14 protein-coding genes and 1 pseudogene are annotated in these 16,014 nt (G+C 60.0%); 10 read left to right on the top strand and 5 right to left on the bottom strand.

What is annotated here, in order from left to right:
* The first annotated feature begins 94 nt into the window (after positions 1-94).
* Positions 95-1,453 carry a glutathione-disulfide reductase gene (gene gorA / locus A7K61_RS13240; RefSeq protein ID WP_044273907.1) on the top strand — a complete coding sequence of 453 codons (1,359 nt, stop codon included), beginning with the start codon at positions 95-97 and terminating at the stop codon, positions 1,451-1,453.
* Here the strand turns inward: gorA and A7K61_RS13235 are convergent, their stop codons facing one another.
* Positions 1,454-2,461, bottom strand: a complete 1,008-nt coding sequence (locus tag A7K61_RS13235) for a DNA-binding protein (RefSeq protein WP_044273905.1) — start codon at positions 2,459-2,461, stop codon at positions 1,454-1,456.
* A 169-nt stretch (positions 2,462-2,630) separates the two neighbouring features.
* Here A7K61_RS13235 and A7K61_RS13230 point away from each other — a divergent pair, with 169 nt between their 5' ends.
* The 3 genes from A7K61_RS13230 (at position 2,631) to ahpF (ending at position 5,956) form a co-directional block, all read left to right on the top strand.
* The gene (locus tag A7K61_RS13230; RefSeq protein WP_069557736.1) at positions 2,631-3,563 is read left to right on the top strand and encodes a site-specific integrase; all 933 of its coding nucleotides are present in this window, start codon (positions 2,631-2,633) and stop codon (positions 3,561-3,563) included.
* 133 nt (positions 3,564-3,696) lie between these two features.
* On the top strand, positions 3,697-4,260 hold the full coding sequence (gene ahpC, locus A7K61_RS13225) for an alkyl hydroperoxide reductase subunit C (protein ID WP_003191303.1): 564 nt from the start codon (positions 3,697-3,699) through the stop codon (positions 4,258-4,260).
* Positions 4,261-4,390: 130 nt separating this feature from the next.
* Positions 4,391-5,956: an alkyl hydroperoxide reductase subunit F gene (gene ahpF / locus A7K61_RS13220; protein WP_069557735.1), complete on the top strand. Its 1,566-nt coding sequence runs from the start codon at positions 4,391-4,393 to the stop codon at positions 5,954-5,956.
* 63 nt (positions 5,957-6,019) lie between these two features.
* On the opposite strand, the gene gloA is transcribed toward ahpF, so the two are convergent.
* A complete protein-coding gene (gene gloA, locus A7K61_RS13215; RefSeq protein WP_003191301.1) occupies positions 6,020-6,541 on the bottom strand; it encodes a lactoylglutathione lyase in 522 nt (173 codons plus the stop codon).
* Positions 6,542-6,720: 179 nt separating this feature from the next.
* Between gloA and A7K61_RS13210 the strand changes: the two genes are divergently transcribed.
* Positions 6,721-7,257, top strand: coding sequence for a DUF4946 domain-containing protein (locus A7K61_RS13210; protein WP_044274033.1), 537 nt, complete (start codon positions 6,721-6,723; stop codon positions 7,255-7,257).
* Between the two features lie 111 nt (positions 7,258-7,368).
* On the opposite strand, the gene A7K61_RS13205 is transcribed toward A7K61_RS13210, so the two are convergent.
* Positions 7,369-7,734, bottom strand: coding sequence for a histone-like nucleoid-structuring protein, MvaT/MvaU family (locus A7K61_RS13205; RefSeq protein ID WP_003191298.1), 366 nt, complete (start codon positions 7,732-7,734; stop codon positions 7,369-7,371).
* Positions 7,735-7,928: 194 nt separating this feature from the next.
* A complete protein-coding gene (locus A7K61_RS13200; RefSeq protein WP_047710906.1) occupies positions 7,929-9,473 on the bottom strand; it encodes an EAL domain-containing protein in 1,545 nt (514 codons plus the stop codon).
* Between the two features lie 290 nt (positions 9,474-9,763).
* Here A7K61_RS13200 and A7K61_RS13195 point away from each other — a divergent pair, with 290 nt between their 5' ends.
* From A7K61_RS13195 to A7K61_RS13175, 5 genes are all read left to right on the top strand, one after another.
* Positions 9,764-10,324, top strand: a complete 561-nt coding sequence (locus A7K61_RS13195; RefSeq protein WP_069557734.1) for a fimbrial protein — start codon at positions 9,764-9,766, stop codon at positions 10,322-10,324.
* A 53-nt stretch (positions 10,325-10,377) separates the two neighbouring features.
* On the top strand, positions 10,378-11,151 hold the full coding sequence (locus A7K61_RS13190) for a molecular chaperone (protein ID WP_047710905.1): 774 nt from the start codon (positions 10,378-10,380) through the stop codon (positions 11,149-11,151).
* A gap of 2 nt (positions 11,152-11,153) precedes the next feature.
* The gene (locus A7K61_RS13185) at positions 11,154-13,775 is read left to right on the top strand and encodes a fimbria/pilus outer membrane usher protein (RefSeq protein WP_069557733.1); all 2,622 of its coding nucleotides are present in this window, start codon (positions 11,154-11,156) and stop codon (positions 13,773-13,775) included.
* Between the two features lie 35 nt (positions 13,776-13,810).
* A complete protein-coding gene (locus A7K61_RS31340) occupies positions 13,811-14,815 on the top strand; it encodes a fimbrial protein (RefSeq protein WP_161952163.1) in 1,005 nt (334 codons plus the stop codon).
* 83 nt (positions 14,816-14,898) lie between these two features.
* Entirely contained in the window at positions 14,899-15,555 is a 657-nt protein-coding gene (locus A7K61_RS13175; protein ID WP_171905473.1) for a molecular chaperone, read from the top strand.
* Here A7K61_RS13175 and A7K61_RS13170 read toward each other — a convergent pair.
* Positions 15,556-15,858 (bottom strand): annotated as a pseudogene (locus A7K61_RS13170) (LysR family transcriptional regulator substrate-binding protein); the annotation flags it as partial.
* Positions 15,859-16,014 lie beyond the last annotated feature (156 nt).

Raw genomic sequence — 16,014 nt, 5'->3', positions numbered from 1 at the left:
CTCGTATTTGAATGTGGCAAGGTATGTCGATTGGCTTTTTCGTTTCTCGTCCCCACCTAAGTCGGTATGCTGGTGTCCTGCCGAGGAGAGTGAAATGGCCTACGATTTTGACCTGTATGTAATTGGCGCCGGTTCCGGCGGTGTTCGCGCGGCGCGCTTTGCCGCTGGCTTTGGCGCCAAGGTGGCTGTGGCGGAGAGCCGTTACTTGGGCGGCACCTGCGTGAACGTCGGCTGTGTCCCAAAGAAGCTGTTGGTGTACGGCGCGCATTTTGCCGAAGATTTTGAACAGGCCAGCGGCTTTGGCTGGTCCCTGGGCGAGGCGAACTTTGATTGGGCGACCTTGATCGCCAACAAGGATCGCGAGATCAACCGCCTCAACGGCATCTATCGCAACCTGTTGGTCAACAGCGGCGTGACATTGCACGAAGGGCATGCACGCCTGGTCGATGCCCATCAGGTTGAGATTAATGGTGAGCGCTTCACTGCCAAGCACATCCTGATCGCCACCGGTGGCTGGCCGCAGATCCCTGAGATTCCGGGGCGCGAGCACGCCATTGGTTCCAATGAGGCATTCTTCCTTAAGGAGCTACCCAAGCGCGTGCTGGTGGTGGGCGGCGGTTATATCGCTGTTGAGTTCGCCGGCATCTTCCACGGCCTGGGTGCACACACTTCATTGCTGTATCGCGGCGACCTGTTCTTGCGCGGCTTTGATGGTTCGGTGCGCAAACATCTGCAAGAAGAACTGACCAAGCGCGGCCTGGACTTGCAGTTCAATGCCGACATCGAACGTATCGACAAGCAAGCCGACGGCAGCCTCAAAGCCACCTTGAAGGATGGTCGCGTGCTGGAAGCCGATTGCGTGTTCTACGCCACCGGCCGCCGTCCGATGCTGGATAACCTGGGCCTGGAAAATACCGGGGTCAAACTGGACGAGCGCGGTTTCGTCGCGGTGGATGATCTCTACCAGACCGCCGAGCCGTCGATCCTGGCGATTGGCGATGTGATTGGTCGTGTGCAGCTAACGCCGGTGGCGCTGGCTGAAGGCATGGCCGTGGCGCGGCGGTTGTTCAAGCCCGAGCAATACCGCGCGGTGGATTACGCCAATATCGCGACGGCGGTGTTCAGCCTGCCAAACATTGGCACAGTCGGTCTGACGGAAGAGGATGCACGCAAGAACGGCCACAACGTGCAGGTCTTTGAAAGCCGTTTCCGGCCGATGAAGCTGACCCTCACCGATTGCCAGGAAAAGACCCTGATGAAGCTGGTGGTCGACGCCGACACCGACAAAGTGCTGGGTTGCCATATGGTCGGCCCGGATGCGGGTGAAATCGTGCAAGGGCTGGCGATCGCGCTCAAGGCGGGCGCGACCAAACAGCATTTCGACGAAACCATCGGCGTGCATCCTACGGCGGCGGAAGAATTCGTCACCATGCGCACGCCTGTGGCGGATTGATCAGGTTGGCTCTGCTGCCTCTGGCGCCGTTGCAACGACGGCCGCCAGGCGCAGGGCTTCGATGCTTGCCTGGGCCTTGACCAGGTCCAGCTCAAGCGCCTTGTTGTGCTGCTGGTGTTCCAGCAGTGCAGCCTGGCGTGATTGGCTGTCTTGCACGGCCACGCGCAGGCGTTCCTGGAGCAGGGTGCGCTCGCTGTCGATCTGGCTGAGCTGCTCCTTGAGTTTCAGCTGTAGCGCCTGGTCCTGACGAGTTTGCTCCTGCAGCGCATTCAATTCCTTGGCGGTCACTCGCTGCTCACTCAGCAGACGCTCGTTATCGCGATGCAACTGGGTGATTTCATCCTGGCGCACCAGCGCGCTTTGCTGTGCCTGACGCAGTTCGGCCTGAACCTGCTGCAACTGGCCTTCATGGCGACGCTGTTCCTGCTCGCGCTGTTCCTTGATGGCATTGCGGTAATGCTCAAGCGCATCACGGGCGTGCAGGTGTTTTTCTTCCAGTGAGCGAATCTGCTCGTCCTTGTCATTGAGCCTTAGCTCGTAATCGCTGCACGCCTGGCTCAGCCCGGCGTTACGGGTTTGCTCGGTCTGCAGGCTGGTGCTGGCGGTTTGCAGCGCCGCGCTTTCTTCGGCGAGGGCTGCGGCCTGGATATCAAATTGCTGTTTGAGCTGGGTGTGCGCTTCTTCCAGGGTTTCTACCTGGGCGAGCAGGGCGGCTTTGTGTTGCTCGAATTGCGCCAGGGCCAGGTCGATCGGCTCCTGGGCCTTCTCTTTGAGGCGTTGGGACAGGCGTGCGACCAGTTCGCCAAGCTCATCGTCAATTGGCGCCTGGGTGATGGTTTGCCGCGTTTCGCTTTCGTCCAGCTCTTTCAAATAGCGATGAATCGTGGTTTTCGAGCCGGTATTACCCATTTCGATACGCACTGCATCGATGCTGGGGTTTTCGCCACGGGCGAGGATCGCCAGGCGTGCCGTTTGCACTACTGCTTTGTTTATGCCGCCACGAGCCATGGGGTCTCCGTCGATTTAGTACTGTGGTACATGGTATGTATATACATACTATAACATGGTTAAAAACTCGTTGAAATTCATGATTTAACAGATGGGATATTGGCGTATTATCCCGTGTCATCTGTGTTTTCCTCCGCCATCCATCTGTCAGCAGTACGAATAGACGCCTATGAGCGACCTGGACCGATATCTCAACGCCGCCACCCGCGACAACACGCGCCGCAGCTACCGTGCGGCCATCGAGCATTTCGAAGTCAGTTGGGGAGGGTTCCTGCCGGCCACCAGCGACAGCGTGGCGCGTTACTTGGTGGCGCATGCGGGAGTGTTGGCAGTGAATACCTTGAAGCTGCGGCTCTCGGCCTTGGCGCAATGGCATACCAGTCAGGGGTTTGCCGACCCGACGAAGGCGCCGGTGGTACGCAAAGTGCTCAAAGGCATCCGCGCCGTGCACCCGGTGCGTGAGCGACAGGCCGAGCCTTTGCAGCTCCAGCATTTGGAGCAAGTAATCGCTGCCCTGGACATTGAAGCCAAACAGGCCAGCGAGCATCACGACCAACCACGCTTGCTGCGGGCCAAGCGCGATGCTGCGCTGATTCTGCTGGGCTTCTGGCGCTGCTTTCGCAGTGATGAGCTGTGCCGATTAAGCATTGAGCATGTGCAAGCCGTGCCGGGCGCTGGCATCAGCCTGTACTTGCCGCGCAGCAAAAGTGATCGCGACAACCTCGGCAAGACTTACCAGACCCCGGCGTTGCTGCGGCTGTGCCCGGTGCAGGCTTATAGCGAGTGGCTCAGTGCCTCGGCGTTGGTGCGCGGGCCGGTATTTCGCGGCATTGACCGCTGGGGCAACCTGGGCGAGGAGGGCTTGCACCCCAACAGCGTGATCCCGTTATTGCGCCAAGCCCTTGAGCGTGCAGGCATACCCGCCGAGCAATACACCAGCCACTCCCTGCGCCGGGGCTTTGCCACTTGGGCGCACCGCAGCGGCTGGGATTTGAAGTCGCTGATGAGTTACGTCGGCTGGAACGACATGAAATCCGCGATGCGCTATGTTGAAGCGACGCCGTTTCTAGGCATGACCCTGGCAACCCAACCGCTGATTTGAGATTTCTTCTATTAATACAGTCACCTGATAGAGAAAGCCAATCGTCAGCATCAGGTTTGCCAATGAGCCATCGACCGAAAGAGCCGGTAGGATTCATCTCATCAACTTCTTAACCCCTGACGGAGAGTCAACGATGCCTATCATCAACAGCCAAGTAAAACCGTTTAAAGCCACCGCTTTCAAAAACGGCAGCTTCGTCGATGTGACCGACGCTGACCTGAAAGGCAAGTGGTCGGTTGTATTCTTCTACCCAGCCGACTTCACCTTCGTTTGCCCAACCGAACTGGAAGACCTGGCTGACAACTACGCCGAATTCCAGAAGCTGGGCGTCGAAATCTACAGCGTTTCCACCGACACCCACTTCGCCCACGCTGCCTGGCACAACACTTCGCCAGCCATTGGCAAAATCCAGTACACCATGATCGGCGACCCAACCCTGACCATCTCCCGCAACTTCGACGTGCTGATCGAAGAAGCTGGCCTGGCAGACCGCGGCACCTTCGTGATCAACCCAGAAGGTCAGATCAAGATCGTTGAGCTGAACGACGGTGGTGTAGGCCGTGACGCTTCCGAGCTGCTGCGCAAGATCAAGGCCGCTCAGTACGTTGCTGCCCACCCAGGTGAAGTCTGCCCAGCCAAGTGGAAAGAAGGCGAGGCCACTCTGGCGCCGTCTTTGGACCTGGTCGGCAAGATCTAAGTCTGTGAACGCGTATCAAGGGCGGGTATCCGCACTTAAGTAAGCTGCATCCGCCCTCAAAACGCCCGGGCGAGATTCGCTCGGGCGTTTTTTTGTCTGCAATAAACCGAATGAACAGGAAATCGCCCGTATGTTGGATGCCAATCTTAAAGCTCAGTTGAAGTCATACCTGGAACGGGTCACCCAGCCGATCGAGATCGTCGCCTCCCTCGACGACGGTGCGAAATCCCAGGAAATGCTTGCTCTTTTGCAGGACGTAACCAGCCTCTCCACGCTGATTACCCTGAACACCGATGGCAATGATGCGCGCAAGCCATCGTTCTCCATCAACCGCCCGGGTGCCGATATCAACCTGCGTTTCGCCGGCATCCCCATGGGCCATGAATTCACTTCGCTGGTGCTGGCCCTGCTGCAAGTCGGTGGCCACCCGTCGAAGGCCAGTGTCGAGGTGATTGAACAGATTCGCGCCCTCAAAGGCGAGTTCAGCTTCGAGACTTACTTCTCGCTGTCGTGCCAGAACTGCCCGGACGTGGTCCAGGCGCTGAACCTGATGGCCGTGCTGAACCCCAACATCCGCCACGTCGCGATTGATGGTGCGCTGTTCCAGGCCGAAGTCGATGAGCGCCAGATCATGGCGGTGCCGAGCGTCTACTTGAACGGGATCAACTTTGGCCAGGGCCGTATGGGCCTCGAAGAGATTCTCGCCAAGCTCGACACCAGCGGTATCGAGAAAGCCGCGGAAAAAATCAGCGCCAAGGACGCCTTCGACGTCCTGGTAGTGGGCGGTGGCCCAGCCGGGTCTTCGGCTGCCATCTACGCGGCACGTAAAGGTATTCGTACTGGCGTGGCGGCTGAACGCTTTGGTGGCCAGGTGCTGGACACCATGTCCATCGAGAACTTTATCTCGGTACAGGAAACCGAAGGGCCGAAACTGGCCAGCGCACTGGAAGCCCATGTGCGTCAGTACGATGTCGACATCATGAACCTGCAGCGCGCCAGCAGCCTGGTACCGGCGAAAAATGCCGGTGAGCTTCACGAAATTCGCTTCGAAAGCGGTGCCACCCTCAAGTCCAAGACCTTGATCCTGGCCACAGGCGCCCGCTGGAGAGAGATGGGCGTGCCCGGTGAGCAGGAATACAAGGCCCGCGGCGTGTGCTTCTGCCCGCACTGCGATGGCCCGCTGTTCAAGGGCAAGCGTGTGGCGGTGATCGGCGGCGGTAACTCCGGCGTGGAAGCGGCCATTGACCTGGCCGGTATCGTCAGCCATGTCACCTTGCTTGAATTCGACAGCAAGCTGCGCGCCGATGCTGTCTTGCAACGCAAGCTCTACAGCCTGCCGAACGTGGATGTGATCACCAGCGCATTGACCAGTGAAGTCAAAGGCGATGGTCAGAAAGTCACCGGCCTTGCCTACAAGGACCGCGACAGCGGTGAGTTCAAGACCATCGAGCTGGAAGGCATCTTTGTGCAGATTGGCTTGCTGCCCAACACAGATTGGCTCAAAGGCACCGTAGAACTGTCGCCGCGTGGCGAGATCATTGTCGATGCCCGTGGCGAGACTTCACTGCCTGGCGTGTTCGCCGCCGGTGACGTAACGACTGTGCCGTACAAGCAGATCGTGATTGCAGTAGGCGAGGGCGCCAAGGCTTCGTTGAGCGCGTTCGATCACCTGATCCGTACCTCTGCTCCGGCGTAAATCCTGAGCTGAAAATGAAAAACCCCATGAGCGATCATGGGGTTTTTTTTATGCTCGATACGCTTACATCGGCGCCGGCTGAATGATCTCGACCCAATAAGCATCCGGGTCTTTGATGAACGCGAGGCTCTTCATGCGGCCATCCGTCAGACGCTTCTGGAAATCACAGCCCAAGGCTTCGAAACGTTCGCACGCCGCGACAATGTCCGGCACCGAGATGCAGATATGGCCAAAGCCACGTGGGTCGGTGTTGCCGTTGTGGTAGGCAAAGTCGGCATCGTTTTCGGTGCCGTGGTTGTGGGTCAGTTCGAGGATGCCCGGAATCGACTTCATCCACTGGGTACGCTCGGCGGCGTCGGCCGGGATCTGGGCCTTGTCCACCAGAGCCAGGAAGTACAGGCTGAATTCGGCTTCCGGGAAGTCACGTTTCTCGACCAGGGAGAAACCCAGGATGCGCGTGTAGAAGTCCAGCGACTTGGTGATGTCCTTGACCCGCAACATGGTGTGGTTGAACACGAAGTTCGCCGTGGCGTTGTCGGGTTGGGCGGTGACGCCCGGGAAGGTGTTCAATTCGTGCAGGCTCATGGGCCCTCCAGAAAAAATGTGAGATGAGCGGTCCATTGGCTTGCGGCCTGCCTCCATGCAGGCGGGCCATGATACGCAAGGCGCACCGGCTGCGCCAAATGAAAAAGCGCGCTCAACCCTTGCGGTCAGCGCGCGCCGGGCCGCACACTTTGCCGCTGGAACCTTGGGTGTTTTTCGCAATGATCGAGTTTCGTAGGCCGCTGTTGAGTGCTGTGTGCGTGTTGTTGGGCAGCCCGTTTGTGCTGGCCGCCGAGCCGCAGGTCCATTGGCCCAGCGGTTGGCAGGTCGAAGAAGTCGTGCCTGACGGCGAGCCCCCTGCCAAACCCCAAGCCGTGTCCCGGCAGCGAGCGATCAAGAATGATGAAAATGGTGCGACGTTGATGGTCATGGAGTTGACCGGAACGCCAATTGAGGCCGGCCATAAAGTTAATCTTGCTGGCGTGTTGCTGGAGATGCGCAAGTCGATCCAGAAAGACTTTGCCCGTGGCGGTTATCAAAGCGTGTGCAGCAAAATGCACCCCACGACATTGAGTCGGCTTGACGCGTTGGAAACTACCTGTGTGATTACCGAGAACGGTCGACACGTATTGTCGCAAACATTAGTCGGTGCGCTGGATGTCGACAAAGCCTATGTTTTTTCATACGCCGGCCAGGCGCAAGCGTACGAGGCGAGCAAGGAGGAAGTCAGTTTGGTGCGTAACAGTCTGAAACTTTGACCCGCTCAAGCTGAGCGAATTTGAACAACATGAACGCTGATTTAAGTTCGATTTCGAACCGTTAGAGCAAAAAAAGCCCCGCGTATGCGGGGCTATTTTTTAGTACATGTTTCAGCCGCGAAGCCAGGAGTCTACAGTGGCAGCGCCGTACTCTTCTTTCCAGGCTTTGAGGCCGCGGTGGTTGCCACCTTTGGTCTCGATCAGCTCGCCGGTGTGTGGGTTGTGGTAAACCTTGACCACCCGTGCGCGGCGCTGTTTAGGCGCGGCAGCGGCCGGTGCGCCGCCTTTGCGTGGCGCTGGATCGAGGATAGCGATCACATCACGCAGGCTCTTGTCGTATTTGCCCATCAGCGTCTTGAGCTTTTCTTCAAATTCGATTTCTTTCTTCAGGCCAGCGTCGTTCTTCAAGGATTCCAGCTGTGCAAGCTGCTCTTGAAGGGCTTTTTCTGCTGCGCGAAATTCGGCGAGTCTGGACAAAATCTATACTCCAATAATGTAGTTGCTGATATCAACTGCAGACAAAGCTATAAGCCAAGAACGTTAAGCCACGTCAACGAAAAAGACCCTTCTGCGAGTTCTGCACAGGCAGAAAAAATTGTAGTAGTTAATTCAGCCCGAGTAAATCATGTCTTTTAAAGAAAGACCAATCTTTCATCATCGGTCGCGCAAGGCTATTCCACGATGCCCAACGATTTAATGAATTCATCGCAGGGTAATGGTCGGCCAAACAGGTAACCCTGTAGGAAATCCACGCCTTGGGCAACGAGGTATTCACACTGTTGGGCTGTTTCTACGCCTTCGGCAACAATGCCTAGATCCAGCTTGACCGACAACTCTATGATGCTGTCCAGAATATGGCGAGACAGCGCATCCGCACCGATCATGGCGACAAAGCTTTGATCGATCTTCAAGTAGTCGACATTGAAATTGCGCAAATAGCCCAAGCTGGAGTGGCCGGTGCCAAAATCATCAATGGCGATCATGACCCCCATTTGATGCAGCGCCTCGAACAGGCGGCGGGTGGTCTCGGTGGGTTCGATCAACTCCCGCTCGGTCAACTCCAGCACCAGGGTGACCTGGCCGGGTGGGAACGCGGCGAGGAATTCCCGGCAGTCCTGCACCAGCGCCATATCCTGGCAATGGCGCGCAGTGATATTCACGCCGATATGAAAGCCTGGGCTGAAGCGCGCGGCATGAGGCGCCAGTTGCGCGGCAGTCTGGCGCAGCAGGGCACGGGTCATCGGCACGATCAGGCCGGAGTCTTCAGCCAGGGGAATAAACAGGTCCGGGCGCACCAGCCCTTCTTTGGGATGATTCCAACGCATCAGCACCTCACACCCGGCCCATTGGCGGGTGTCACCGCGTACCACCGGTTGGAAATAGGGGATGAACTCATTGGCCCCCAAGGCGCGTTGTAACTCGTGGGTTGGCGCTGACGAACGTTTTTGCAGCCAGTGAGCGAGCAGCCCCGCCAATATCCCGAAGAACACCACCAGGCTGAACAGGGCCGGATACCGCGCCTGCATATAGCGCCAGACTTCACCCTCGGGCATTCCGGCCTCGACACTGTATTGATAGCGCTCGGAAGCCAGGCGCTGTGGCGCCACGGCAAATGTCGGCAACGCGCCTTGATGCACTTTGCCGTCGGCACCCAGCCAGTTCGGGCCGACGTGCAATACCAAATACGCGTAACGGCTGATCAAGCGCAAGGCGTTGGTGAGGTGGTAACCGTCAACCGAGGCAAACGCACCTTGATCGCCTTGGACCAGGCGGTACACCAGCAGGGCGGTATCGGGTGTGACGGGGTTGCCTTTCATCAACCACAGGCGCCCATCCACGTAGTCGTCGGGGTTGACGGGCGATTGGTAGCGACCGCCAAACAACGAGCTGCAATAGATGTTTTTCTGCCAGGACAGCGTGGTGGCCCGCACAAACGGCCGGCGCGTGACTTGTTCACGTAGCGCCAACTTGGCGGCGCTGTCACACGGTTTACCGGCCAGCGGCAGCAACGCCTGGGCAGCGATGGCGGTGTTGTCGAGCATCAGGTCGAACTGGCGCACCGCTTCTTGAGCGGTTTGCGCCGTGCTTTGTTCAAGGGTGCGCTCGGCTTGCCAATACAGAATCACAACCCCCAGCAAGATGGGCAACACGCCGCTGGTTGCACTGATGAAATAGCGTGCGGCTCGGCTTCGTGGGCCTTTGACGGTCAGGGGCATAGGGGCGGTCAGTCACGAGAAAAAGAGTGAGATATGCCGATGATAGATGGCAATACGCAGGCCTGCTCAGTTGTTTTGAGCGCGTTGACCTAGCCGTTCGGTCAGTTGTGGCGGGGATTTCATCTAGGCAACATAAACATCGTTGCAAGAAGTAAGAGACTCAGGACCGTACCCCTCCAGCCTCTCTCAGTGCCGTGCTAGCCCAATTTTGGCGGGACGGTCGGCGCGTGCCTTTCGAATCTCGGAAGCCGCCTTGCAGCCTTTTAACGACTCCACAGGAATTTGCAGCAATGAAAAAAATCGCACTGGCCGTTGCCTGGTTGATGGCTAACAGCGTTGTCGCTCTACCGACGTTCGCGGCGGACGGCACTATCACCCTGACCGGTGAGATCACTGGCACCACCTGCAGCATCAGTGGCGGGGCAGGCGCTGCACCTGGCGCCGGGCCGGACTTTGCCATTGCGCTGCACAAGGTCCAGGCCAGCGCACTCAAGGCAGCCGGGCAGACGGCGGGGGTAAAGCCGTTCTTTATCCAAGTCGGCAGTTGCCCGAAGGACACGGTGGTCGCGGTGTTATTCGAGAGCAGCAGCCCGGCGATCAACCCGGCGACCGGCAACCTGGTCAATCAGGCACCGGCAACGCCGGAACCGGCAAAGTTCGTGGAAGTACAGATTGTGGACGGCGTCACCAACCAGCCCCTGGACCTGCGGTTGGGCCTGAGTTCGAGTACCGCGACAGTGCCTGACGGCGGCGCGGTGACGCTGCCATTTGCGGCTCAGTACTTCGCCACAGGGGCAGCGACCGCCGGCCCGATCAGCACGCAAGTGCTGTATTCCGTGACATTCCCCTGATCAAGGCCAGGGCGCCTGGCAATACGCCAGGCCCTGTCTTGAAGGATGGACTCATGCTTTCTCGCACATTACTGGCGAGCCTCACCTTTGCGCTCATCGCCGGCTTACCGTCCACGGCCCACGCGGGAGTGGTGATCGATGGCACACGGCACATCTACCCCCAGCAGCGCCGTGAAATCACCCTGCGCCTGAGCAACGACGATAAACGGGCACCGCGCCTGGTCCAGGTGTGGCTGGATCAAGGCGATGCCACTCCAGATCCCGCCCATAGCGACGTGCCGTTCAGCCTCTCGCCTCCGGTGTTTCGCTTGGACCCGGGTAGAAGCCAGGGGGTGCGGCTGGTCTACACCCAGGAGCCGCTGCCGTCAGATCGAGAATCATTGTTCTGGCTCAATGCCTTGGAAATCCCCCCTAACGTCAACGCGGCCGAGCTCGACGAGCAAACACCTGAGGGAAACCACCTGCAGTTTGCTTTTCGTATCCGCACCAAAGTATTTTTTCGCCCCCGTCATTTGCCTGGCAGTGCAGACCAGGCCCCCGCGCAACTGCGCTGGAGTCTGAGGCGCACCGAGCGCGCAGCCGTACTGCGCGTACACAACCCTACGGCCTTTCACGTGACCTTCAACGAGGTGGCACTGGCGCTGGGCCCTCGGCCTGACGCCCACCTGATACCGGTACAAGAAGGCATGGTGCCGCCAGGTGCCAGCCTCGAACTGCCTGTACGCGGCAGCCTGCCGACGATCCCCGCCGACGCCCAGGTGCATTTCAAATACATCAATGATTACGGCGCATTCTCCGCGCCGCAGCGAGCGCCCCTGAAGTTTTGATTATGTCTGTTTACCTGCCATTTACTGGGCATCCCGTGTTTGTCTGGCTGTTGTGCAACTCGCGGCTGATGGTGTCGCTGGGTGTGTTCACAACCTTATGCTTGCCGGCCGAGGCCGCGCCACTGTTGTTTGATATCGAGGCGTTCACCAGTGGCCTTGCCACTGCCGTGGATATTTCGCGTTTCAATACGGGCAATGCATTGGCGCCTGGCGTCTACCGTGTGGATGTGATGCTCAATGGGCAATCCGCGGGGCGCCGCGAAATCAGCTTTGTCTCCCGGAAGGGGCAGGACGATGTCCAGCCTTGCGTGAGCGCGCTGGAACTTGCCCAACTCGGAGTCGTGCTGCCACCTGACAAACGTAGCGCCGACACGCAGTGCCGTGAATTTACCCAATGGATCCCCCTGGCCAGCAGCCAACTCGACACCGAGACCCTGACACTCGACGTCAGTATTCCCCAAGCCCACCTCAGCCGTGCCGCGCGCGGTTACGTTGACCCGGCCCGCTGGGACAGAGGGCTCGACGTTGCGCTGCTCAATTACACCTTCAGCGCCGCAGCGGTGACGTCGGGGGCGGGGGAAGGTCGGGGTTACCTGGGCCTCAACGGCGGCGTCAACCTCGGCGACTGGCGCCTGCGCCACCAAGGCGGCCAGGCCTGGACTTCCCGTGGCGGTCTGTTGCCTTATCAACACACCGCCACGTACCTGCAACGGCCCTTGTCGGCCTGGCGTTCGCAACTGACCCTTGGCGACAGCTTCAGTAACGGCCAGGTCCTCGACGGCGTGCGGGTGCGGGGCATCACCCTGTCGATCGATGACCGCATGCTGGCGCCGTCGCAACAAGGCTATGCACCGCAGATTCGCGGCATCGCCGACAGCAACGCCACGGTAACGGTGCGCCAGAACGGCTACACGATCTACGAAACCCAGGTTGCCCCGGGGCCCTTTGTCATCGACGACCTATACCCCACGGGCTACGGTGGCGACCTCAATGTCAGCGTCACCGAGGTGGACGGGCGCCGCACCACCTTTGTCGTGCCGTATTCCGTGGCCCCACAGTTATTGCGCCAGGGCGCCACTCACTACAGCACCACGTTGGGCCAAGTGCAGCAACGCGGGGTCAGCAAGACCCGCCCCATGGTGTTTCAGGGCACCTTGCAACATGGCCTTACCGATGGCCTGAGCCTGTACGGCGGCAGCGCGGTTTCCCAGGGATACTTGCAGGGCAAGGCCGGGCTGGCGATGAGTACGCCCATCGGCGCGTTTGCCCTGGACACCACGCACTCGCGCACCCGCATCGAGGGCAACGGGGTGGTTGGCGGACACAGTTGGGGCCTGGCCTACAACAAGAACCTGCCGTTTTCCGGAACCCATTTTGCGCTGGGCGCCTACCGCTTCTCCACGGTCGGCTATCTGAGCCTGCCGGATGCTTTGAATGTGCAGGAACTGGCGCGTCAGCAGGGGAACATCGAGGGCTATGCCCGACAGAAAAGCCGTCTCGATCTGACGATCAGCCAGCAAGTGGGCGAAGGCACCTTGAGCCTGTACGGCAGTTCGGTTGACTACTGGGCGAGCCGGCAAGGTCGCCAGACATCCTTCACCCTCAGCTATGGATCACGCTGGAAGCGGCTCAACTGGAACATTTCGGCGCAGCGCTCAAGGGTTAGCGCCGCCGACCCACCCAGCGATCGTGACCACAGTGACGCGATCTTTTTCGGCCGCGCGTTGCAACCCGGTCGCGTCGATAATCGTCTGGCACTGACCCTGTCGATGCCGCTGGGCCAGGGCACATCGGCGCCGACTCTCAGCAGCGCGTTGTCGCGCGACACCGGCGAGTCAAAGGGCAGTCAACAGCAAGTGGGTATCAATGGCTTGCTCGGCGAGGCGTCAGAGGGGCACTACGGCCTGGCCGGCAGCCAGGGCACGGGGAGCCAGGCCGGTTCCAGCTTCAATGCCTACGCCGGGTATCGCAGCAGCACGGCCAACCTGCGCGCCGGTTACGGCCAGAGTGGCAACAACGCACAAGTGTCCATGAGCGCCGACGGCGGGCTGATTGCCCATGGCGGTGGCGTGACCCTCTCGCAAAGCCTCGGTGAAGCGTCGGCACTGGTGTATGCACCGGATGCCCAGGGCGCGCAGATCGGCGGGGGTGTACGCATCGACTCATACGGCTATGGCGTGTTGCCGAGCTTGCGGGCCTACCATCCCAATGACGTGGATATCGACCCCGAAGGCATGCCCATGGATGTGGAGCTCAAGGAATCGAATCACTCGGTGGTACCGACAGGAGGCGCAGTGTCGCTGGTCAAGTTCGAGACCGTCAGTGGCCGTGCGGTGGTGATCAAGGCGACCCATCGCAACGGTCAGCCGCTGCCTTTTGCCGCTCAGGTGTTCGACGAGCAGGGCAGGGAAGTCGGGGTGATTGGGCAAGCCGGCAAGGCGTTTGTGCGCGGCGTGGCCGACCAGGGCACGCTGACCGTGCGGTGGACCGAGGCGGCAAGTGACCGCTGCTATATCCCATACCGTCTGCCACCGCGGCCACCGGGGCACCGCCAGGAGAATGCCGACCAACTGGTCAGCCGGTGCCACGCCAACACCGCCAACGATGAGGTCAGCAGCCGATGATCAGCCCCGGTAGGCAACGTTTGGTAGGGCTTGTAATGGTGACCTGCATCGCCCTTGCCAGCGCGCCCCATGTCCAGGCCAAGGCGACGTGTACGCCCGCGCCGCCGACGGTGCTGTCGGTGCCGCGCATTACGGTGCCCGCCAACCCTGTGGTCGGCCAGGCCCTGGGAAACCCGGATGGCTACCCCGTCGAGGTAGCGCACGGGTTGAGGTGCACATATCCGCCCAACCTTATTGTTCGCTATTGGTCGTCCACGCGGATTGCTCGGGAGATTCCCTGGACGGGACGTAACTTCTTCCACTCAGGGGTCGTCATGCCGGTTCATCTGACCGGCGTGCAAGGTGTCGGGTTTGCGTTTATGGCGCAGGACCGTGACGTCGGACCGATGCAAACCGTGACTACCGGGGTCACAGTGTTACGTGGCCCGATCCATCCAGGTTTGCCTACGTGGGGCTTGCGCGGACGCTTGTTCTTGGTAGTAACCGGCCCGATCCAGGGCGGCACCATTACGCCGCAGACCTTCGCGGGCTTGTACCTGTACACCAGCGAGACGCACCACGCGTTCAACTTCGGCAGTATTGAAGTAGGCCCGCCGAGCAAGCCAACCTGCACGGTCTCCACGCCCTCCGTGGCGATCCCGCTGGGGGCGGTGGAGAGCCGTGCATTCAAGGGCATTGGCAGCGTGGCCGGCAATGCCACCCGCACCATCACCTTGCAATGCGCGGGTGGCGGGGGCGCTGACAGCGATGTGCTGTTGACCTTGACCGACCAGACCCAACCGGCCAATCGTAGTGACCAACTGACATTGACCGCCAATTCCACCGCCAAGGGCGTGGCGCTGCAACTGCTGTTTGGCAATCGCCTGATCAGCTACGGCCCCGACGCCGCCGCTATCGGCACGCCGAATCAATGGTTGGCAGGTAGCACCGGCAACGGCACCTTCCAGATTCCCTTGACCGCGCGCTACATACAAACCGGCGCCATCGTCCGCCCGGGCACGGCCAACGGGTTGGCGACCTTCACTTTGGCCTATCGGTAGTCGGCGTGATGATCCGAGTGTTATTGAACTGCGTGCTCGGTCTGGCACTGTCGGCATCTATGGCGAAAGCGCAGGCCGAAATCGTGATAGATCGTACCCGGCTCATTTACCCGGCCACCGCACGGGGGGTAACTCTCAACCTGCGCAACGAGGCGGACAGCCCGAGGCTGGTGCAAGTCTGGATCGATGAAGGCGACCCTCAGACGTCGCCGGAACTGAGTGACGTACCGTTTACCGTCACGCCACCGATCCTGAGGATGGAGGCGGGCAAATCGCACGCATTGCGAGTGATCTATCATCCGGTTCCGCAGACTGCCACGACCGATCCCCAGGAAGTGGTGTATTGGCTGAATGTGCTGGGGATCCGGCCCACTGACGCGGCGAGCCATCAACTGCAATTGGCGTTTCGCACGCGCATCAAACTGTTCCTGCGCCCCAACGCGTTGCCAGGCAGGGCGGAAGATGCCGTGGCGGCGCTGCAATGGCAACTGGCAGACGACCGCCCGGTGCTGCGGGTGCGCAACCCGAGTGCCTTTCATGTGACCTTGTCCAGCGTGGCGCTCAATCTTGAGGGCGTCGCATACCGCCACGAAAACCCACCGATGCTGGCTCCGCGCTCAACGGTCGAGTTGAGCATGCCGGGTTGGGTTGTACCGTGGCGAGGTACGCCGACGCTGCGTTTCACTACATTGGATGACAATGGCGCGACGCAGGAGAGGACGCAGCGCATAGGCCGGTAACTAAGTAGGCGAGGGGTACAGCCCTTGTGCCAGCGCGATGAATGCCAGGGCAGCCGGGGAAGACTGACGCCGATCCAGCACCGCCAGCCCGATCCGACGCGGTACCCGCGGTGCCAATGGCAACGCCACATAATGCGAGCCGGCATGTTCCGGCAGGGGAGCCTGCGCAACCACACACAAACCATCGCCCCGGCTGACCGCCTCCAACGTGCTGAGCAACACCAGCTCCGACGAGCCGGCTTCAGTCAGGATAAAGGGTTCATCGCAGAGCGCCTGCAAGGTCATGGCCTCATCGGCGCATAGGTATCTACACAACTTGGGTATGACGCTGAACCTGTGGAGAGGGAGCTTGCTCCCGCGACGGCCTGATAGCCGATGCTTATCTACCTGACGCACCGCAGTCCAAATGTGGGAGCTGGCTTGCCTGCGAAGACGGCCTCACAGTCAACGGATTGTGTG

The sequence above is a fragment of the Pseudomonas sp. AP42 genome (assembly GCF_001728935.1).
Lineage (GTDB): Bacteria > Pseudomonadota > Gammaproteobacteria > Pseudomonadales > Pseudomonadaceae > Aquipseudomonas > Aquipseudomonas lactis.
This window is presented reverse-complemented; position numbering and strand designations above follow the sequence as displayed.